We start from the raw sequence: 20,836 nt of genomic DNA on the forward strand, positions 1-20,836 counted from the left end.
GGCCTCACCCCTGCCTGCCCCACCGCCATCGCGGGCAAGCGCCCACAGGTTCCGGCTCGTTCTCAGAGGCAGGGTTGAACCGAACATTGTGGGAGCTTGCCTGCAAGCGATGAGGCCGGCACATCCGGCCTCACCCCTGCCTGCCCCACCGCCATCGCGGGCAAGCGCCCACAGGTTCCGGGGCGTTCTCAGAGGCAGGGTTGGGCCCAAGGGCCTTCAGAGTTCGCGCCACATGTGGATCTTGTCGAAATAGTCCTCGCCCACCCGAACGGCCATGGGTTCCAGGCCGAACGGGGTGAAGCCGCAGCCCCGGTAGAGGTTCAGCGCGGGGTCGTTGCCGGCGGTGACGGTCAGCTGGATGACTTTCAGCGTCGGCCGGCTCTGCGCTTCGGCCAGGGCGGCCTGCAGCAGTTGACGGCCGATGCCGCGGCGGCAAAACGCCGCCGACACGTACATGCCGAACAGCGTGGCCTTGTGCCGGGCCTTCTCCCGTGTTTCGAACGCCAGGCCGACGATGCCGGCCAGCCTGCCCGCCTCGAACGCGCCGAGCACCACGTCGAGCTTGCCGGTGAGCCGCGACTCCCACCAGCCGAGCGGCATCGCCGCCCGCTCGCGCACGCTGGAGGTGAAGGCCTGCGGGTGGCAGTCGTAGGCTTCGAGCATCAGTTCCCGGTAGGCCAGAGCGTGACTGGCGTCGAGCCGCTCGATCCACATGCTCACGCCGTCCTGCGCTGCTCAAGCATCAGGCGCAGCGCCAGCCCGCCGAGCACGAACCCCATGAAGTAACGCTGGGCCGCCAGCCAGGTCGGGTTGTGGGCGAACCACGAGGCGATGCCCGCCGCCGACAGCGCGATCATCAGGTTGACGCTGAAACTGACGCTGATCTGGGTCAGGCCGAGCACGATGCTCTGGCTGAACACCGAGCCGTGCTCCGGGGTGATGAACTGCGGAAACACCGAGAGGTAGAACACCGCGATCTTCGGGTTCAGGGCGCTGGTGAGAAAGCCCATGGTGATCAGTTTGCGCGGGGAGTCGGCCGGCAACGCCTGCACTTCGAACGGCGAACGCGCCCCAGGCTTCACGGCTTGCCAAGCCAGCCACAGCAGGTACAGCGCCCCGGCCCACTTCAGCGCCTCATAGGCCATCGGCACCGCGAGGAACACCGCGGTGAGGCCGGCCGCCGCCGCGAACAGGTGCACGAAGAACCCCGCCACCACGCCCAGCAACGACGTCACCCCGGCCCGTCGCCCCTGACAGATCGAACGGGAGATCAGGTAGATCATGTTCGGCCCCGGCGTCAGCACCATCAGCAGCGCGGCGGCGGCGAAAATCAGCAGGTCGTGCAGCGGGATCATGGCGGGCTCCTTGCGTGGGCGGTCAGACGGTCAGCGAGGCCCGATAGAACGGCAGGATCAGGTCCCGTGTCAATGGCGCCAGCACCAGAGCGCCGTCGGTCTGCGGATCGATCCAGCTCACTTCCTCGATCTCCGCCGCCGGGGACACCTGAGCGGCGATGTCCAGCCGGAAGATGTCCGCCTGCACGGTGAAGCCCGGCTCATTGGCGGCGGGCGCGTCGAACCGGCCCAGGAAGCCGGCCTGCGCCGGATCGATGACCAGGCCCAGCTCTTCTTCCAGCTCGCGGGCCAGGGCCTGCACCGGCGACTCATGGGGCTCGATCTTGCCGCCGGGCTGCATGAACGCGGCGGTGCCGCGCTTGCGCACCAGCAGGGTACGGCCGTCGGGGCCGATCAGCAGGGCGGCGGCGATGCGGATGATGCGGGACGGAACAACGCAAGCAGAAGTCATGGGGCAAACGGGGCCTTGGCGAAAACCGCAAGGATCCCATGCCGGCGGACCGCCGTCATCCGCCCTGGGCCTCCAGCGCGGCCCCGGTCTCCTCCGGCACCTTGACGAACACCTTGTACTGCCCGCCCTCCATGGCTTCGAAGGCGATCAGCTTGTCCACCAGAGGGCCGCTCAGCACCTTGCCCGCATTGAGCAGCAGCATGCCGTTGTCGGCATTGAGGTTGCGCGCCAGCACCATGCCCGCCGCCAGTTCGCGGGTGGTCAGCACCTTGACCGCCGGATCCGCCAGCACGACGTCGTTCATCACCTGCGCGCAGACCAGGATGAAATCCTCGATCAGCTCCGGGTCGTACAGCCGTCCGGCGTACTGGCGCAGGTACAGCAGCGCTTCGTCGCTGTTCATCTGCCGCTCCAGGATCAGGCCGCGCTGCAGTTCGACGAAATCCACCGCCAGTTTCAGCAGGCGCGAGCCGAAAGGGATCGCCTCGCCCCGGAGCCGGTCGGGAAAGCCGCCGCCGTCCCAGTGTTCCTGGTGATGCAGGATCAGGCGCGCGGCATCCTTCATCGGATCGAGGGTCATGAGCACCGATTCGCTCTGCTTGGGGTAGGCCCGGTAGCGCTCGCGCTCGGCGTGGTGCAGCAGGTCCGAGGGGGTCACCATCATGCTGTCCGTCCAGCTCAGCTTGCCGACGTTGTAGAGCGCCGCCGCCATGGTCAGGTCGCGGCTGCTGGCCTCGTCCAGGGCGAAGTGCCGGCAGCAGGCACGCATCAGTTCGATGATCTGCCGGTTGGTCTGCTTGGCGGGCGGCAGGCGCAGGTTGGCCAGCAGCGAAAACACTTCCGTGCCGGTCACATAGCTGCGCTTGAGCTCTTCGTAGGCCAGGTCGAGCATGTCGGCGGTCTGCTGCAGTTCGGCGGTGCGGGCGGCGACACGCCTTTCCAGGTTGCCGTTGAGCGTCTTGAGCTTCTCGTTCTGCAGCCGGATCAGTTGCTCCAGGCGCTGGCGCTCCCGCTCCAGGTGCTGATGCTCAAGGGCCTGGCGCAGGGTCAGGAGCATTTCCTCATCGTTCCAGGGCTTGCTGATGTAGCGGTGGATCCGGCCTTCGTTGATGGCCTTGATGATCGCCGAAGGGTCGGCGTAGCCGGTCAGCATGATCCGCACCGTCGACGGATGGGCCTCGTGGACGCGGGCCAGCAGCGTGGCGCCGTCCATGTTGGGCATGCGCGCGTCGCTCATCACCAGGTCCACCGGCTGCTGCGCCAGGATCTCCAGCGCCTGGGCGCCGCTGCCGGCCAGCAGCACATCGTAGGGTTGCCCGCGCAGCAGTCGGCGCAGGCTGTTGAGGATCGACTCCTCATCGTCGACCAGCAGCACCTGGGGGCGGTTCGCGGGCGTGGGGACGGATTGCTCTTCCATGGCAGGGCCTCAAGCGCAACGGGTGTCGTGGGAAGGGCATGCCCAGACCGCGTCGCTTGTCCATGCCTGAATCAAAGGCTAGATGATTTTCGCCCGGGCGGCGCAAATGATTCGCCTGCGCCGCCCGGGCGAATTCGCGCAGGGCATCTATGCTCTGTTCATTGATCCGCGACCGGCACCTGCGCCGGTCTGAGACGAGGGAATAAGGATGATCCCGACAACGGCCGTGCATTCATCGGGTCTGGCGCCATGAACCGCCCGTCGGCGCAGGTCAACCGCCGCGTGCTCATCGTCGACGATACTGCGTCGATCCACGACGATTTCGCAAAAATCCTCGGTTCGCCCACAGCAGACGACAATGGCCTGAGCCAGGCCGAGAACCTGCTGTTCGGCACGCCCTCCCCCTCCGCCGGCCCGCGTTTCGAACTGGATTTCGCCTTCCAGGGGCGCGAGGCCCTGGGCAAGGTCGAGGCCGCACTGGCCGGCGCCGCGCCCTACGCCGTGGCCTTCATCGACATGCGCATGCCGCCGGGCTGGGACGGCCTGGAAACCATCGAGCGGCTCTGGCAGGCCGATCCCAGGCTGCAAGTGGCGCTGTGCACCGCCTACTCCGACTATTCCTGGGAGGACCTGGACCGGCGCCTGGAGCTGGGCGACCGCCTGCTGATCCTGAAGAAGCCCTTCGATGCGATCGAGATCCGCCAGATGGCCAGCGCCCTGACGGTCAAATGGCAAATGACCGAAGACGCCGCGCTGAAGCTCGCCGAGCTTGAGCAGGCGGTCCAGGCGCGCACCCGCGAACTGTCCGACGCCAACATCATCGTGCAGAACAGCCCGACCGTCCTCTACCGGCTGCGCGGCGAGCCGTCGTTCCCGTTGATGTACATCTCCCACAACATCACCCGCTACGGCCATGCCGCGGCCGACCTGGTGGAGGGCGGCGAATGGATCGAGCGGCTGATCCACCCCGAAGACCGGGCCAAGGTCGATGCCGCCATGGCGCGGGTGCTGGACCGGCACGCCTCGGGCGCGTCCATCGAGTTCCGCCTGCGCACCGGGCAAGGCGACTGGCGCTGGGTGGAGAACCGCTACATTCCGGTGCGTGACCAGGCCGGGCGCCTGCTGGAGGTCGAAGGGATCATCCTCGACATCACCGAGCGCCGCCAGGCCGAAGAGAAAATGGCCCTGCTGGCCCGTACGGACGGGCTCACCGGCCTGGCCAACCGGGCCACGCTGATCGAGCGCCTGCACCAGGCCTTCGCCGCCGCCCGTCGCGGCGCGACGCCGTTCGCCGTGTTCTACCTGGACCTGGATCACTTCAAGCGGATCAACGACACCCTGGGCCACCCGGTCGGCGACCTGCTGCTGCAGGAGGTCGCGCAGAGGATCAAGGCATCGGTGCGGGAAAACGACGTCATCGCCCGGCTCGGCGGGGATGAGTTCGCGATCCTGCAGCTGGACGTCAGCGACCCGACCCAGTCGGCCGCCCTCGCCGCCAAGATCCGCGACGCCCTGCTGCTGCCCTACGACCTGTCGGGCAACGTCCTGCGCATTTCGGTCAGCATCGGCGTGTGCCTCTACTCCGCCGCCAGCACCCACGCCGACAGCCTGCTGGGCCAGGCCGACATGGCGCTGTACCGCGCCAAGGAAACCGGCCGCAACCAGTTCCATTTCCACTCCGAGGAGATCAACCGGGAGGTGGCCGAGCGGCTGGCCATCGCCAACGAGCTGCAGACCGCCATCCACAAAGGCGAACTGGAGCTGCACTACACGCCGGAAACCGACCTGACCACCGGCAAGGTGCTCGGCATGCAGGCCCAGGTCCGCTGGCACCATCCCCAGCGCGGCCTGCTGCCGGCGTCGGCCTTTCTGCCGGCGGCGGAAAAGACCGGCACGATCATCGCCCTCGGGCGCTGGATGCTGGACCACGCCTGCTGGCAAATGCACCGCTGGCGCGACGAAGGCACCGCACCGCCGGTGATGGCGATCAAACTGTCCTTGGCCCAGCTCAAGAGCGGCCCCGACCTGATCTACGAAGTGCTGCGCACCACCGCCCGCTGGGAGCTGTGCCCGTGGGACCTGCGCTTCGACGTCACCGAGGCGACGCTGGCGCAGACCAAATGGACCCACAACGACGTGTTGCCGCGCCTGCGGGAACTGGGGGTCAGGATCGCCATCGACGATTTCGGCACCGAATACTCGTCGTTCGAGTACCTGAAGACCTACCAGGTCAACCACCTGAAGCTCGCCCAGGCCTTCATCGACAACGCCGTCCGCGATCCCGCCGGCGCCATGGCCCTGCGGGCGATCGTCAACTTCGCCCGCGACCTGGGCATCGGCATCATCGCCGAAGGCCTGGGCGAGCCTGAACCGCAGCCTGCGGCGCTGCCCGCGCAGTCCCTGCCCGGCCTGCCGGCGGCGCCTTCGAGCCTCGAACAGATCTCTCGCCTGCTCCGGGACGCCAACCTGCTTCCGCCGGGGCCCGCCGGAGAGGAGGAATGATGAAGACGCTTGCCGCCCAGACCAACCGGCGCATTCTCATCGTCGATGACACACCGGCCATCCATCAGGATTTCCGCAAGATCCTGGCCCCCGACGACTCGTTCGAACCCAGCCTGGACCAACTGGAGCACACCCTGTTCGGCACCCGGCAGGCCCCCCACGTCACCTTCCAGCTCGACTCCGCCTACCAGGGCGAGGAGGCGCTGAAGCTGGTGCAGCGGGCGCTGGATGAAGGCCGCCCCTACGCGCTCGCCTTCACCGACATGCGCATGCCGCCGGGCTGGGACGGCCTGGAGACCATCGAACGGTTGTGGAAGGCCGACCCCAACCTGCAGATCGCCCTGTGCACCGCCTATACGGACTACAGCTGGGAGGCCATGACCGAGCGGCTGGAGTTCGGCGACCGCCTGCTGGTGCTGAAGAAGCCCTTCGACACCCTGGAGATCCGCCAGATGGCCAACGCCCTGACCTGGAAATGGCAGCTGGCCCAGGACGCGGCGATGAAGCTGCAGAGCCTTGAGCAGACCATCGAGGCCAGGGTCCATGAGCTGCTCAAGGTCTCGCACCTGCTGCAGTACGACGTGCTCACCCAGTTGCCCAACAGCACATTGCTGGGGGATCGCCTGAGCCAGGCCCTGGCGCTGGCCCGCCGTCACGACCGGCAACTGGCGGTGCTGTTCCTGGGGCTCGACCGCTTCAAGCGGATCAACAATGCCCTGGGCCATCCGGTCGGCGACGAGATGCTCAAGCACACGGCCCGGCAACTGGTGGCCAGCGTGCGCGAATCCGACTCGGTGTTCCGCTACGGCTCCGACGAATTCGTGGTGATCCTCAGCGACATCAACCATCCCCAGCAGACCCGCGGCATCGCCGAAAAGCTGCTGGACGCCATCCGCAGCCCCCACACCCTGGCCGGCCACGACCTGACCGTCACCGCCAGCCTGGGCATCAGCATCTATCCCGACGACGGCACCGAAGCGGTCGAGCTGATCAAGAAGGCCGAGACGGCCATGCGCAACATCAAGGACAGCGGCCCGGACAGCGTCGGTTTCTTCATCGAGGCCATGAACCAGCGGGCCCGCGAACGGCAGAGCATCGAGTCGGGCATCCGCCAGGCCCTGCAACGGCAGGAGTTCGAGCTGCACTACCAGCCCAAGGTCGAACTGGCCAGCGGCCGGGTGGTCGGGGCCGAAGCGCTGATCCGCTGGCACCGGCCGGGGCATGGCTGGGTCTACCCGTCGGACTTCATCCCGGTGGCCGAAGACAGCGGCCTGATCGTGCCGCTGACCCGCTGGGTGCTGATCGAGGCCTGCCGGCAGGCGCAGGCCTGGCGGTCGGCCGGGCTGCCGGACATCTGCATGTCGGTCAACGTGTCGGCCATCGACTTTCGCCAGGGCGATTTCGTCGAGACCGTCGAACGGGCGCTCGAGGACTGCGGCCTGCCCCCCGCCATGCTGGAGCTGGAAATCACCGAAGGCGTGATGATGCAGAACGTCGAGTCCACCATGACCGCCCTGAACCGGATCAAGGCACTGGGCGTGCGGCTGGCCATCGATGACTTCGGCACCGGCTATTCCAGCCTGAGCTACCTGCACCGCTTCCCGGTCAACGTGCTGAAGATCGATCAGTCGTTCACCCGCACCCTGGACGGCGACGGCAGCGACGACGCCCTGGTCGGCGCGATCATCGGCCTGGGCAAGAGCCTGCGCCTGACCGTGATCGCCGAGGGGGTGGAGACCGCCCGGCAACTGGCGCTCCTCAAGGCCCACGGCTGCGAGGAAGGCCAAGGCTATTACTTCAGCAAGGCGGTGCCGGCGGACGCCTTCGCCCGGCTGCTGAGCGGCGGCCCCCTCGGTTGCGGAACCCGGCCATGAGACGCCGGCCGACCGCCCTTCTGCTGGCGGCGCTGCTCTGCGCACTGTGCCCGGACGCCGGCGCCGATCCGCTGGACGAACCGCTCAAGCCCCTGCCGGGCGCGCCGAAGCTGGACGCCGCGCGTGTCGAACTGGGCCGCAGGCTGTTCAATGACCCGCGGCTCTCGGTCAACGGCACGCTGTCCTGCGCCAGTTGCCATCATCTGGACAAGGGCGGTGCCGATGTCCGGGCCTTCTCAAACGGGTTCGACGGCAAACCGGTGGCCGTCAACACGCCGAGCGTGTTCAACGCCAGCCTCAACTTCCGCCAGTTCTGGGACGGCCGGGTCAAGACGCTGGAGGAGCAGGCTCACGCCGTCGTCTCCAGCGCCACCGAAATGGGCAGCGACTGGAACGACGTGGTGCGCAGGATCGGCGAGGATCCCGACTACCGCCAGGCCTTCGCCGCCGCCTACCCCGATGCGGTGACCCAAGCCAACATCCAGGGCGCCCTGGCCGACTACGAACGCACCCTGCTGACCCCGAACTCGCGTTTCGACCGTTATCTGCTGGGGGACACGGACATCCTGACCCTGGAGGAGAAATACGGTTATCAGCGCTTCAAGGAATACGGCTGCATCGCCTGCCACCAGGGGGTGAACATCGGCGGCAACATGTTCCAGAAGTTCGGTGTGTTCGGCGACTACCTGGCCGACCGCGGCAACCCGACCGACGCCGACCGCGGGCGCTTCAACATCACCGGCGACGAAGGCGACCGCGCCGTGTTCAAGGTGCCGAGCCTGCGCAACGTCGCGCTGACCGCGCCGTACTTTCACGACGGCTCGGCCCCCACGCTCGAAAAGGCCGTCGATGTGATGTTCCGCTACCAGTTGGGGCGCCGGCCGAGCGATGAGGACAAAGACCTGATCATCCGGTTCCTCAAGACCCTGAGCGGCCAGTGGGAGGGCAAGCCATGATGAACGTCTCGCGCCGCATCAGCCTGCTCCTGCTCGCCGTCGTGGCCCTGGTGCTGGCGTCGATCCTGATCTTCCTGTACCTGAAGTCGAGCTCCGAAAAGACCGCGACCTACACCGAATCGAGGGATCTGATCCGCCAGATCAAGCAGCAGGACGCCCAGTGGGAAACCGAAGTGCTCAAGGCGCGGGTGGCGATCTCCCACGACTACGACCCGCTGGTGACGCCGATGAACGAGATGAACCGCCTGTGGGAGCGGTTCGACACCATGGAGTCGGGCCACGGCCGCAACGACTCCGGGCTGTGGAACGATGCCCACGAAGGCTTTCTTGAGGCGATGCAGGAAAAGGTCCGGCTGGTGGAGCAGTTCAAGTCGCACAACGCCTTGCTGCGCAATTCCCTGGCGTTCCTGCCCACCGCCGAGGACGACATTCAGGCGCAACTGGCCCGGGAGGAAACCGATCAGTCGCGCCTGCTGAACATCGCCAGCGACACCTACGACATGCTGCTCAGCAGCCTGGAGTTCGCCCAGGTCGCCTCCGACGACAAGGCGATCGACATCCAGCTGGGGCTGAACAAGCTGGCGGTGAACGCGCAGCGGTTGCCCGAAGAGTTTCAGGATCCGATCCGGATCCTGAGCGCGCACGTGGCGCTGATCCTGCGCGAGCAGCCGATCGTCAACCGCCTGCTGGAAGACATCGAAGCGGTGCCGGTGGCCGAACGGCTGGACACCATCACCAACCTGCTCGACCACGATCAGCAACGGGTCGAGCGGATCGACCAGCGCTACCACTTTTACCTGCTGGTGTTTTCCGGCCTGCTGGTCCTGTCGCTGGTGTGGCTGACCATCCGCCTGATCCGCAGCTTCAGCGAGATCAACCGGGTCAACAAGGCCTTGCAGACCGCCAACGAAGAGCTGGAGCAGCGGGTCGATGAACGCACCCGGGAACTCAAGGACGCCCAGAGCGAACTGCTCGATGCCGCCCGCCACGCGGGCATGGCCGAGATCGCCACCAACGTGCTGCACAACGTCGGCAACGTGCTCAACAGCGTGAACATTTCCTGCGACCTGATCACGCGCAAGCTGCGCAACAGCAAGGCCCAGGGCCTGGGCCGGGCGATGCAGCTGATCAACGGGCACACGGGGGACCTGGGCGAGTTCCTGGCCCGCGACGAGAAGGGCAAGCTGCTGCCCGGCTACCTCAACCAGTTGGTGGGGGCCATCGCCCAGGAACAGCAGGAAATGACCGACGAACTGACCCAGATGGGCAAGAGCGTCGACCACATCAAGGACATCGTCGCCACCCAGCAGTCCTACGCCGGGGCCAACAGCATGACCGAACCGCTGTACGTCGACCAGTTGCTCGAAGACGCCCTGCGCATGAACGCCGGCGCGCTGAGCCGGCACCACGTCACGGTGGTCAAGGAATACGCCGACGACGTGCCGCAGATCATGGGCGACAAGCACCGCCTGCTGCTGATCCTGATCAACCTGATCAGCAACGCCAAGTACGCCATGTCGGACCTCAGCAACCGCCCGCGGCAGATCACCCTTAGGGTGGAGATCGTCGACGATTTCCTGCAGATCAGCGTCAAGGACGACGGCGAAGGCATCGCCCCGCAGAACATGACCCGGATCTTTGCCCACGGCTTCACCACCCGCAAGGACGGCCACGGCTTCGGCCTGCACAGCTGCGCCCTGGCGGCGATCGAAATGAACGGCCACCTCACCGCCCACAGCGACGGCCCCGGCCTGGGCGCGCTGTTCACCCTGCAGATCCCGCTGGTGCGGGTCACGGAGGAGGCATGAGCGAACAGCCCAACCGCCGCATCCTGCTGATCGACGACACGCCTTCGATCCACGAGGACTTTCGCAAGATCCTCACGCCGGTGCGGGCCTACTCGGCACAGCTGGACGAAATGGAGGCGGCCCTGTTCGGCAGCGAAATCAAGAGCGACCTGCCCGTCTTCGAACTGGACTCGGCCTACGGCGGCCAGGAAGGCCTGGGCAAGCTCCTGCAGGCCATTCAGGACGAGCGCCCCTACGCCGTGGCCTTCGTCGACATGCGCATGCCCGACGGCTGGGACGGGGCCAAGACCATCGAACACCTGTGGCAGGAGGATCCGAAGCTGCAGGTGGTGGTGTGCACCGCCTACTCCGACTACTCCTGGGACGAACTGCTGGACCGCCTCCAGGCCCATGACCGTCTGCTGATCCTGAAAAAGCCGTTCGACAACATCGAAGTGCAGCAGATGGCCAATACCCTGCTGACCAAATGGCAGATGACCGAACGGGCCTCGATCCAGATGCATCACCTGGAGCACCTGGTGGACGAAGGCACCGCCCAGTTCCGCCAGGCCAGCGAGGCTCTGAAGCGGGAGATCGACGAGCGCCGGCAACTGGAGGGGCAACTGGTGCAGTCGGAGAAACTGGCTTCGCTGGGCCAACTGGCGGCAGGGGTCGCCCATGAGATCAACAACCCGATCGGGTTCATTTCCTCCAACCTCGGCACGCTGGACGGCTACATCAAGCAGTTGATGGAAATGCTCGACGCCTATGCGGCCGCCGGCCGGTCGCTGGACGCCGGGGCGGCGGCGCAGCTCGAGCAACTGCGCACACGGCTCGAACTGGACTTCCTGCTGGAAGACATTCCCCTGCTGATCAGCGAATCCAAGGAAGGCATCGGCCGGGTCGGCCAGATCGTCAAGGACCTGAAGGACTTCTCCCGGGTCGACACCAACCAGGAATGGCAGTGGGCCAACCTGCAGCAGGGCATCGAGTCGACCCTGAACATCGTGGCCAACGAACTCAAGTACAAGGCCGACGTGGTCAAGGACTATCAGCCCCTGCCGGACATCGAATGCCTGCCGTCGCAGATCAACCAAGTGATCATGAACCTGATCGTCAACGCGGCCCAGGCCATGGGCCCGGAACGCGGCACCATCACCCTGCGCACCGGGCAGCGGGCGGACACGGCCTGGGTCGAGGTCGCCGACACGGGCTCCGGGATCGCGCCCGACACGCTGCAGAAAATCTTCGACCCGTTCTTCACCACCAAACCGGTGGGCCAGGGGACCGGGCTGGGGCTGTCCCTGTCCTATGGCATCGTGAAAAAGCACGGCGGGGAAATCTCGGTGCGCAGCGAACTCGGCACCGGCACCACGTTCCGCGTGGAACTGCCGCTGCGCCAGACCCGGCCGGCAGCCTGACGCCGGACCGGCCGGGCATGGCCAGCGCGACTTTCGTCGCAATGTCATGGCCGACCGAATCCCGTTCAATGGCCGCCTGATGCCCGACGGTTGCCCCCACAAGGACATCGCCCGTAAGCTTTCAATCGCCGTCAAAACCGTGCAAGCCCATAAAAACACCGTTCTTCAGGCGCAAAACGCCTGAAGACCCTCGGCATGCAGCACCTCTCAGTCACCACGAGATGTCTGTTCCGTGGCGAGGGAGCTCGCTCCCGCTCGGCTGCGAAGCAGTCGCCAAGCGTTACGGGGAGTGCCTGGCACTCCAGCGGGAGCAAGCTCCCTCGCCACAAGAACCTGCCTGCCGCCGACCGATACCGAGTCCGAACCCAAGGAAACCGTATGAGCCTGTCCCTCCTCAGCCGCTACGCCTTCTTTGCCGCCTGCGTGATCTTCACCCTCGCCAGCCTGCCCTTCCTCGACCATGACTGGCTGTGGCCGTTCACCGCCGTCACCGGCGTGCTGAGCCTGGTGGGCCTGTTCGACCTGATGCAGAGCCCCCACGCGGTGCGCCGCAACTACCCGATCCTGGGCAACATCCGCTACCTGGTCGAAGGCATCCGCCCGGAGATCCGCCAATACCTGCTGGAATCCGACAGCGATGCCCTGCCCTTTTCCCGGGCCCAGCGTTCGCTGGTGTATTCCCGGGCCAAGAACGAGACCGCCGACAAACCCTTCGGCACCCTGATCGACGTGTACCAGTCCGGCTTCGAGTTCATCGGCCACTCGATGCGCCCCGCGCCGTTGAGCGACCCGAGCAGCTTTCGCGTCACCGTCGGCGGCCCGCAGTGCACCCAGCCGTACTCGGCGTCGGTGTTCAACATCTCGGCCATGAGCTTCGGCTCGCTCAGCGCCAACGCCATCCGGGCGCTGAACCAGGGCGCCAAACTCGGCAACTTCGCCCATGACACCGGCGAAGGCAGCATCAGCCCCTACCACCGCGAACACGGCGGCGACCTGACCTGGGAGCTGGGCAGCGGCTACTTCGGTTGCCGCACCGCCGACGGCCGCTTCGACCCGGAGCGCTTCGCCGCCCAGGCGCAGAACCCGCAGGTGCGGATGATCGAAATCAAGATGAGCCAGGGCGCCAAGCCCGGCCACGGCGGCATCCTGCCCAAGCACAAGGTGACCCAGGAGATCGCCGACACCCGCGGCATCTCGATGGGCGAGGACTGCATCTCGCCGTCGCGCCACAGCGCCTTCTCCACGCCGCTGGAGATGATGCAGTTCATCAAGCAGTTGCGTGAGCTGTCCGGCGGCAAGCCGGTGGGCTTCAAGTTCTGCCTCGGCCATCCGTGGGAGTTCATGGGCATCGCCAAGGCCATGCTGGAGACCGGCATCCTGCCGGACTTCATCGTGGTCGACGGCAAGGAAGGCGGCACCGGCGCAGCCCCCGTGGAATTCACCGACCACATCGGCGTGCCGATGCGCGAAGGCCTGCTGTTCGTCCACAACACCCTGGTGGGCCTGAACCTTCGGGACAAGATCAAGCTCGGCGCCAGCGGCAAGATCGTCAGCGCGTTCGACATCGCCAGCGTGTTGGCCATCGGCGCCGACTGGGCCAACTCGGCGCGCGGCTTCATGTTCGCCATCGGCTGCATTCAGTCGCAGAGCTGCCACACCAACAAATGCCCGACCGGCGTCGCCACCCAGGACGCCCTGCGCCAGCGTGCCCTGGTGGTGCCGGACAAGGCCCAGCGGGTCTACAACTTCCACCGCAACACGCTCAAGGCCCTGGCCGAAATGCTCGCCGCCGCCGGGCTGGAGCACCCTTCGCAACTGTCGGCCAAGCACCTGGTGCGGCGCATGTCGGCCACCGAGATCAAGCTGTTCTCGCAGTTGCATGTGTTCCTGAAGCCGGGGGAACTGCTCACCGGGGAAGTGAACGGAGAGTTCTACTCGCGGATGTGGCAGATGGCGCGGGCGGACAGCTTTGAGCCGCAGGAGGTGGTGGCGGCCTGAGTCAGCGGTTTGCGCCAACTTGTGTTGCCGGTTGGCGCAGTTCAAACGGTGGGGCATTCACCCTGAACAACAGGACATGCATTTTCCCAAACACCCATGCATCGACCTGAGTCCATCTGGCAGGCAAATTCAGGGCACTCATATCTGATCTGCTGGTAATCCACCAAATATTTTCCGCAGCGTCCGAAAGCTTTTCAGGATCATACAGAAACACTCTCTTCCGAACCGGTTCCAGCAAGGACAGCGAACCATAACCTTTAGGACGTGAAGATGCGTTTTGTTTCCAATCGCTCTCGTACAGCAAAGTCTGCTGATCCGGCAAACCATAAAACATCAAACTGTAATACCAAACACCCCCCTCAACGACAATTTTATCGCCGCCACTTGACTTTGCTCCGACAACACTCGCTATTTGTTGCAAAGGGAACTCAACGGCATTCCGTGAATAATTAAAATCATCCTTCTGCTGGTAGACAAAATACACCCCCGGCAGTTGGACAATAACAAGCAAAAGTAAAATTGAAACCCTACCGCCCGCACCCAAAGCAAATATCGAAACGACAACGACAACGGGAACAGCGACCGCGCTGAAAGCCAGGTATCTCACAACCCACATCGGCACAAAAAAAGAAAGCAAGATAACCGTCACGATCGGCACAAACAAATGCAATACAAACAAGGCACCGACCTTCAGTTCACTCGCATCACGGCACACTGCGACCACTGACAAAAGCAGCATCACCAATGGCAATCCCCAGAACAGCCAAAACTTCAAGCCCTGTCCGTCATTCAGAATCAGGAAGCTCCAGAGCAAGGACGGAAAAGACTCGAGCGTCACCGTGGGCACCCAATTAAAAGCGCCAGTGGAACCGGTCACATCAAAAGCGCTGAACAAGCAAACCATGACAATAAGCCAAGGAATAAACATCAGGACGATGACACCATTGGCCAACCACCAACTTCTGCGAAGAAAGTAGTTCTCCTTTCCTCCACCGGCGACAACCAGCCACACCAGGTAAGCCCAGTGAGAAAAAATGACGAATACCGCAAAATAATGTGTATACAGCAAACACACGACAAACAAAGCATACGCACTCAAATAACTGTTGCTGCCAGGGTCTTTCACCCATCGAATCAGCATAAACAAGGAAGCCACAACAAAGAACAAAAACAACGCATACATTCTTGCCTCTTGACTATAACGAACAGCAACAGGCAAAAAGGCGATCAATACACCACACCATAAACCTTGCCTCCAGTCAGAGAGTTCCTTTACAACCATGGCACACCCAACAACGGCAAGACTTCCTAACAGCACACTGAGCGCACGGACTGCAATCGCCCCACTCCCCCAAACTCCCATCCAGACATGCAATAAATAGTAATAAAGCGGAGGATGGACATCATGACTGGCAAAAACGCCTATCTCTTCGAAAGGCAGCAAACTCATACGAATGCTAAATGCTTCATCGCCCCAAACATACGGTCGTCCCAGCCCATAGGAACGTATGCAAATCGCAAGCAACAGGACAAGAAGAAGCAGCACGCCGAAGTGCTTCTCGGAAGGTTTCCAAACTCCTCTCATTCCTCCGCCACTCCGAACAGAACAAACCTGTACAGACAGAAGCCGAAGACCAGGTTGAAGAACGTAAACACTCCCAAGGTCATAAGCCCAGGCAGATTCTGACTGTCGGCAAAATAACCGATGCCGTAGCTCATACCCGCCATCCCGCCGATAAAAGCCAGATACGCCCCCACCGACGTACTGCTCTCGAACGTATAAAGCGCATTCATGTAGAACGAATAGGACGCGGCCACGCAGAAGGCCGCAAAGTTGCTCGCCGCCTGATCAAGAGAGGTGGTGGAAGCCAGGACAAAAAAGACCTGCCAGTGAATCAGGGAACTGGTGAATCCGATGACGGCATGTGCCCAGACTCCTTTCCACAATAACTTCATTGCCGCTCCCTGCTGTGAATGCCCGTGACAGGCCCCCACGCTAGGGCACGGGTGCAACGGCGGTCTACTGTCAGAAATTACAGGTCAGCGCCTGTTTCGGATGAGCGGGCTGTTTCACCAGCGGACGGAACGGCCATGGGGCGGCTCTTTGATGACGATGAAGCCGTAGTCGCCGATCAGGTAGATCCGGTAATACAGGCTGTCCACCAACGGCGGATACTCCAGATAGCCGACGTGGGTGGCATTGCGCCGCTCGCGCTCGGCGACGACGTTGGTGATGCCGGCCGACGGCAGGTTCTCGGCGAGCATGTAGAAATCGACGTTGAGCAGGTAACGCAGCACCGGCAACTGGCGGAACGTGCCGCCGGCAGCGGCCAGCCAACGGTCGGACCAGGTCACCGACAGGTAGATCCGCCTGGCTTCGCGCAGCGCCGGGCGGGAGGCGATGTCCCGGCTGAGGCTGTACAGCGCGTTGTCGGCGAAGGTCTTCTGCATCGTCAGCACCCGGCCATAGGCGAACGACAGCGACAGCGGCGCCAGCAGCGCAACCGCCAGCAGCAGCGGCAGCCGCCGGTGCAGCGGCGTCAGCCCCAGGTACGCCAGATAGGCCAGCAGCGTCAGCAGCACGCCGAACCCCATCAGGGTCCGCGCCCCTTCGTTGAAGTCACGGAAAATCAGCGTCATGCCCGGCACCAGCAGGGCCGACACCGGCACCGTCAGCACGCAGCCCACCCCCAGCAGCCAGGCTTTCCAGACCGGCTCCTCACGTTCCGCCAGACGCTGCCCCAGGCGGACCGCGCCGAGCAGCGCACACAGCGTCAGCGCCAGGGACAGCCAGAGCAATCCCCCCTCGAACAGCAGCGCGACCTTCTCCGTCACCCGTGCGATGTTGATGCCGACCTGCAGCGACGGGCTGGCGTCCCAGTTCAGCAACGCGGTGCGTGAGGCATCCGTGAACGGCCAGGCCGTGACGCCATAGATCAGCACCGCCAGCCCCAACTGCGAGAGTTTCCCGCCGAGCAGGCGCCCGATGCCGCTCCACGGCATGCGCAACTGCACGGCGCGGATCAGCTCCACGGCGCACAGTCCCAGAAACACGTTGAGGCTGATCTGATACAGCCCGGCCGCCACGGCCAGCAACGCCGCCGGCACCAGCCACCGCTGTATCCGCGAGCCGCTGCGCCAGGTGATCGCCCAGACCACCGCCGCCAGGCTCAGCGCCGTGGCCGGCCCGTCGTACTGATAGGACAGGTTCTGCAGCAGGAACGGGTTGTACCAGAGCGGCAACGGCACCAGGCAGGCGGCCAGGGTCGGTTGCGGGAAGTAATGGAAAGTCAGCCGGGTCAGGGCCCACGACACCGCGAGCGTGGCGAGCAGCAGCGGCAACGGGAAAATGTTCGGCGCAGCGCCGGTGAACGTCAGGGCCCCGTACAGCCAGTCGACGAACAGCCGCCCCTGCCTGGCCCAGGCATTGCCGGCGGCCAGCGCCCGCCAGTTGTCGTCGATGTAGGGGAAGTCGGCGAGGATCAGGGGCAGGACGTAGAGAAACGTCGCGAACAGGAAAAACAGCAAGACCTGCCGATGGCTCAGCTCTCGTTCGAGAAATGCGCTCGCCTTCATGTCCATGCCCCTGACCGCTACAGCTTGTGGATCCGGGGCAATCCCCGCCGCAGGGGGTTGCCTTGGGATTTGATCCCGCCGATGCGTCAGAAGTCGTTGATGGCGCCTCTTTCAGACTAACGGTTACCCTCCAATGGAGCCTCCGGTGGCGGCACTCGCCTTCGGCGGCGTCCGCACGGGATTGTTCTCGGCATCGAGCGTTTGCGCTGCGCCGCGTGAGACCTCGTACAGCCTGAGTTCGATCTCGCCGTCCCCCAGGATCTGCACGCATCGCCAATTCTGGGGAATGCGTGCGGAAGAGGCCGGCGAATGGTCCGACGTCACCCACCACACCCGCTTGGCGGTGTCCGGCAAGGCCGACAAGTCCTCCAGGAACAACCGGTCGCGCTCGGCGAAAATCAAGGTGGATGAACCGTAGCCGTTGGGGCGGTTGGCGGTGGTGGCGTCCCACGCCGGTTCATACAGCAGGGGTCGGATGCCGGACCGGCTGTAGTAGGCGACGCTGTAGTACCAGTAGCCGCCGTGGACGATGATCGCGTCGCCTTCGACGGAGCGCTCCCGGATGCTGGCCACGATCCGGTCCAGCGGATCGGCGGCTTCGTTGCGCGGATCATCCAGGTCATCCTGCTGGGTGTAAGCCGTGTTCAGGCCAACGCACTCAAGCCCCAGGATCAGAACGACCGCCGACCACGCCAGAACCCTCGATCGACGTGCCGCCTTGCCCACCGCCAAAGCGAGGATCATCACCTGCCCGATCGCCGCAAAGGCGATGTACCGCTCAACGAAGACCGGGAACGCGAAAGACGCCAGGAACACCGCCAGCAGCGGCACAAAGCTGTAGATGAACAGCATCGCGCCGAACCTCAGCCGGCTCCGATCCCCCTTCAGCACCCACAACGCCGACGCCACAAGCCCCGCGGGCACCAGCAGGTAGACCGGGCCGTACAGTCCGGCCCTGCTGTCCAGGGTCAGGAATCTCCAGATGGCGGACGGCAACGTATAGACCGTCGACTCGGGGATCCAGAAAATCTCACCGCCGGTCTTGAACGCCTCGGTGTTCACAAACACCTCGTCCACCAGGCTCAAGAGCCAGGGCACATACGCCAGCGCGATGGCCAGGTACGCGATCCACAGCCTGGGCCGCGAAAGGACATGCAGCGTGCTGTCGGCCTGAAACCTCAGAACAATGAGGTAGATGAAGTGCGACAGCACGCCAACGATCGCCAGATAGTGCGTGTACAGGGCGGCGGTCACGAGCAGGGCATAGCCCGCCAGATGCCGGTCCCGGGCGGTCCTGAGCCAATGCACGAGAAAAAGGGTCGCCCCCAGCAGCCAGACTGCCTCCAGCGCGTACATCCGCGCCTCCTGGCCGTACCGCACGGATATCGGCAACAGGGCCATGAACAGGCCCGCCAGTGCCGCCAGCCTCGGGGTGGTGATCAGGCGCATCAGCCAGATGCCCAGCGCGACGGCGACGACACCCGCCACGGCGCTCATGGCGCGAATCGCCAGCACGCTGTCGCCGAACGCCAGGATCCAGACATGAAGCATCAGGAAATACAGCGGGGGATGGACATCATGTCCCATGTGAAACCAGATCGCCGAGGGCGACTGTACGCTCACCAGCGCCGTGAAGGCTTCATCGGTCCACAGGTACGGAAGGCTGATGGCATAGAACCGAAGCCCGGCGGCCAAAGCCAGGATCAGCCAGATCGCCGCCCCTGACCCGAGAACAGACCTGTTCAATCCCCTCCACAAGGCTTGCATTCCCTTTTCCCTTTGGCTGGCGCGACGGATGGGATCCACACTAGGTGCGCTTCCCGATGCAGTCCACTGTAAGAACTAACAGGTCGGGAAAGAAAAGGCGTCGCAGGAAAGCAAAAGCCCCGGCCAAAGGACCGGGGCTTTCGTGTTTCAGGTGTCAGGGCTTACGACGCCGGACGCGCCGAGCCCTGCGACGCATCGCTCGGCTGCAGCTTGAACAGGTAGAACAGCGCCGTCAGCAGCACCAGGAACGCCGGCCCCACGTACAGCGCCACGCGGGTGTCCGGGAAGTACGCCATCAGGCCCACCACCAGCACCAGGAACGCCAGGGCGAACCAGGAGCTGACCGGGTACAGCCACATCCTGTACTTGAGGGCGGCACGCTCGCCGGCGCTCAGGCCTTGGCGGAACTTGAGCTGGGCCAGCAGGATCATCACCCAGGTCCAGATCGCGCCGAAGGTGGCGATGGAGGTCACCCAGACGAAGACTTTCTCCGGCACCAGGTAGTTGAGCAGCACGCCCAGCAGCAAGGCGAAGATCGACAGCAGCAAGGCACGGCGCGGTACGCCGTTGCCGGAGGTCTTGGCGAAGCCGGCCGGGGCCTGGCCGTTCTGCGCCAGGCTGTAGAGCATGCGCCCGGTGCTGAAGATGCCGCCGTTGCACGACGACAGCGCCGCGGTGATCACCACGAAGTTGATGATGCCGGCGGCGGTCTTGATGCCCAGGCGCTCGAAGGTCATCACGAACGGGCTGCCCTGGGTGCCGATTTCGTTCCACGGGTAGATCGACAGGATCACGAACAGCGCGCCGACGTAGAACAGCAGGATCCGCCAGAACACCGAGCCGATGGCGTCGGGAATGGTCTTCTGCGGGTTCTTCGCTTCGCCGGCGGTCAGGCCGATCATCTCCACGCCCAGGTAGGCGAACATCACCATCTGCAGGGACATCAGCACGCCCTGCACGCCGTTGGGCATGAAGCCGCCGTGGCTCCACAGGTTGGAGATCCCCAGGGCCACGCCGTCGTTGCCGAAACCGAAGGCGATGATGCCGATGCCGCCGAACACCATGGCGATGATGGTGACGATCTTGATCAGGGCGAACCAGAACTCGAACTCACCGAAGGCCTTCACCGCGATCAGGTTGATCGACCCCATGCTGACCAGCGCCGCCAGGGCCCAGATCCAGCGCGGCACATCGGGGAACCAGATGCCCATGTACACCGCCACGGCGGTGATTTCCGCCACGCAGGTCACCAGCCACAGGAACCAGTAGTTCCAGCCGGTGAGGAAGCCCGCCAGCGGGCCGAGGTAATCCTGCGCGTAGCGGCTGAACGAACCGGCCACCGGGTTGTGCACGGCCATCTCGCCGAGGGCGCGCATGATCACCAGGATCGCCAGGCCGCCGATGAGGTAGGACAGCATGATGGCCGGGCCGGCCATTTCGATGGCCTTGGCCGAACCGAGAAACAGGCCGACGCCGATGCAGGCGCCGAGCGCCATCAGGCGTATGTGCCGTTCGCCGAGTTCGCGTTTGAGCGGACCGCCTTGAGCGGTTTCGCCATGGGGCGGGTGATTGCCGACTGGCATGGATGACATCCTCGTCTTGTTTTTGGATATGACCACCGAGTGGCGAAGCGTCGGCCGATGGGCCTTCGCCTCCCGGATCCGCATCCGCTTCATGGGCGGATGCGTTGCGCAGGACGGGCCCGCAGGATCGGTGGGGCGTGCAGTATAGA

16 protein-coding genes are annotated in these 20,836 nt (G+C 64.5%); 7 read left to right on the forward strand and 9 right to left on the reverse strand.

Annotation, left to right across the window (positions count from 1 at the left end; genetic code table 11):
• Positions 1 to 216 precede the first annotated feature (216 nt).
• From ACIP0B_RS09435 to ACIP0B_RS09450, 4 genes are read right to left on the reverse strand one after another with little or no spacing between them, the layout of a single operon-like run.
• Entirely contained in the window at positions 217 to 714 is a 498-nt protein-coding gene (locus tag ACIP0B_RS09435) for a GNAT family N-acetyltransferase (RefSeq protein ID WP_400831418.1), read from the reverse strand.
• A gap of 2 nt (positions 715 to 716) precedes the next feature.
• The gene (locus ACIP0B_RS09440; RefSeq protein WP_217890732.1) at positions 717 to 1,355 is read right to left on the reverse strand and encodes a LysE family translocator; all 639 of its coding nucleotides are present in this window, start codon (positions 1,353 to 1,355) and stop codon (positions 717 to 719) included.
• A gap of 22 nt (positions 1,356 to 1,377) precedes the next feature.
• Positions 1,378 to 1,806 (reverse strand): NUDIX domain-containing protein, encoded by a 429-nt coding sequence (locus ACIP0B_RS09445; RefSeq protein WP_400831420.1) that lies wholly within the window; start codon positions 1,804 to 1,806, stop codon positions 1,378 to 1,380.
• Between the two features lie 55 nt (positions 1,807 to 1,861).
• Positions 1,862 to 3,223 carry an HD domain-containing phosphohydrolase gene (locus ACIP0B_RS09450; RefSeq protein ID WP_400831421.1) on the reverse strand — a complete coding sequence of 454 codons (1,362 nt, stop codon included), beginning with the start codon at positions 3,221 to 3,223 and terminating at the stop codon, positions 1,862 to 1,864.
• A gap of 249 nt (positions 3,224 to 3,472) precedes the next feature.
• Here ACIP0B_RS09450 and ACIP0B_RS09455 point away from each other — a divergent pair, with 249 nt between their 5' ends.
• From ACIP0B_RS09455 to ACIP0B_RS09485, 7 genes are all read left to right on the forward strand, one after another.
• The gene (locus ACIP0B_RS09455; RefSeq protein WP_400831422.1) at positions 3,473 to 5,725 is read left to right on the forward strand and encodes an EAL domain-containing protein; all 2,253 of its coding nucleotides are present in this window, start codon (positions 3,473 to 3,475) and stop codon (positions 5,723 to 5,725) included.
• The gene (locus tag ACIP0B_RS09460; RefSeq protein ID WP_400831424.1) at positions 5,725 to 7,599 is read left to right on the forward strand and encodes a putative bifunctional diguanylate cyclase/phosphodiesterase; all 1,875 of its coding nucleotides are present in this window, start codon (positions 5,725 to 5,727) and stop codon (positions 7,597 to 7,599) included. Before ACIP0B_RS09455 ends, ACIP0B_RS09460 begins: the two co-directional genes overlap by 1 nt.
• Positions 7,596 to 8,555, forward strand: coding sequence for a cytochrome-c peroxidase (locus ACIP0B_RS09465; protein WP_400831425.1), 960 nt, complete (start codon positions 7,596 to 7,598; stop codon positions 8,553 to 8,555). Before ACIP0B_RS09460 ends, ACIP0B_RS09465 begins: the two co-directional genes overlap by 4 nt.
• Positions 8,552 to 10,363, forward strand: coding sequence for a DAHL domain-containing protein (locus ACIP0B_RS09470; RefSeq protein ID WP_400831426.1), 1,812 nt, complete (start codon positions 8,552 to 8,554; stop codon positions 10,361 to 10,363). The genes ACIP0B_RS09465 and ACIP0B_RS09470 overlap by 4 nt, the downstream gene beginning before the upstream one ends.
• Positions 10,360 to 11,763 carry an ATP-binding protein gene (locus ACIP0B_RS09475; RefSeq protein WP_400831428.1) on the forward strand — a complete coding sequence of 468 codons (1,404 nt, stop codon included), beginning with the start codon at positions 10,360 to 10,362 and terminating at the stop codon, positions 11,761 to 11,763. Before ACIP0B_RS09470 ends, ACIP0B_RS09475 begins: the two co-directional genes overlap by 4 nt.
• A 46-nt stretch (positions 11,764 to 11,809) precedes the next feature.
• A complete protein-coding gene (locus tag ACIP0B_RS09480; RefSeq protein ID WP_400831429.1) occupies positions 11,810 to 11,947 on the forward strand; it encodes a LuxR C-terminal-related transcriptional regulator in 138 nt (45 codons plus the stop codon).
• 194 nt (positions 11,948 to 12,141) lie between these two features.
• Positions 12,142 to 13,761: an FMN-binding glutamate synthase family protein gene (locus ACIP0B_RS09485; protein ID WP_400831431.1), complete on the forward strand. Its 1,620-nt coding sequence runs from the start codon at positions 12,142 to 12,144 to the stop codon at positions 13,759 to 13,761.
• Between the two features lies 1 nt (position 13,762).
• Here ACIP0B_RS09485 and ACIP0B_RS09490 read toward each other — a convergent pair whose 3' ends face one another.
• The 5 genes from ACIP0B_RS09490 to ACIP0B_RS09510 all read right to left on the reverse strand — a co-directional run bounded on the left by ACIP0B_RS09490 (position 13,763) and on the right by ACIP0B_RS09510 (position 20,687).
• Positions 13,763 to 15,307 (reverse strand): glycosyltransferase family 39 protein, encoded by a 1,545-nt coding sequence (locus ACIP0B_RS09490; protein ID WP_400831432.1) that lies wholly within the window; start codon positions 15,305 to 15,307, stop codon positions 13,763 to 13,765.
• Positions 15,308 to 15,342: 35 nt separating this feature from the next.
• The gene (locus ACIP0B_RS09495) at positions 15,343 to 15,717 is read right to left on the reverse strand and encodes a GtrA family protein (RefSeq protein ID WP_400831433.1); all 375 of its coding nucleotides are present in this window, start codon (positions 15,715 to 15,717) and stop codon (positions 15,343 to 15,345) included.
• A 114-nt stretch (positions 15,718 to 15,831) separates the two neighbouring features.
• On the reverse strand, positions 15,832 to 17,337 hold the full coding sequence (locus ACIP0B_RS09500) for a glucosyltransferase domain-containing protein (RefSeq protein WP_400831435.1): 1,506 nt from the start codon (positions 17,335 to 17,337) through the stop codon (positions 15,832 to 15,834).
• 123 nt (positions 17,338 to 17,460) lie between these two features.
• Positions 17,461 to 19,104: a glycosyltransferase family 39 protein gene (locus ACIP0B_RS09505; RefSeq protein WP_400831436.1), complete on the reverse strand. Its 1,644-nt coding sequence runs from the start codon at positions 19,102 to 19,104 to the stop codon at positions 17,461 to 17,463.
• Positions 19,105 to 19,265: 161 nt separating this feature from the next.
• Positions 19,266 to 20,687, reverse strand: coding sequence for an amino acid permease (locus ACIP0B_RS09510; RefSeq protein ID WP_400831438.1), 1,422 nt, complete (start codon positions 20,685 to 20,687; stop codon positions 19,266 to 19,268).
• Positions 20,688 to 20,836: the final 149 nt, after the last annotated feature.

The sequence above is a fragment of the Pseudomonas sp. NPDC089534 genome, from assembly GCF_044749305.1.
Classification (GTDB): domain Bacteria; phylum Pseudomonadota; class Gammaproteobacteria; order Pseudomonadales; family Pseudomonadaceae; genus Aquipseudomonas; species Aquipseudomonas ekonensis.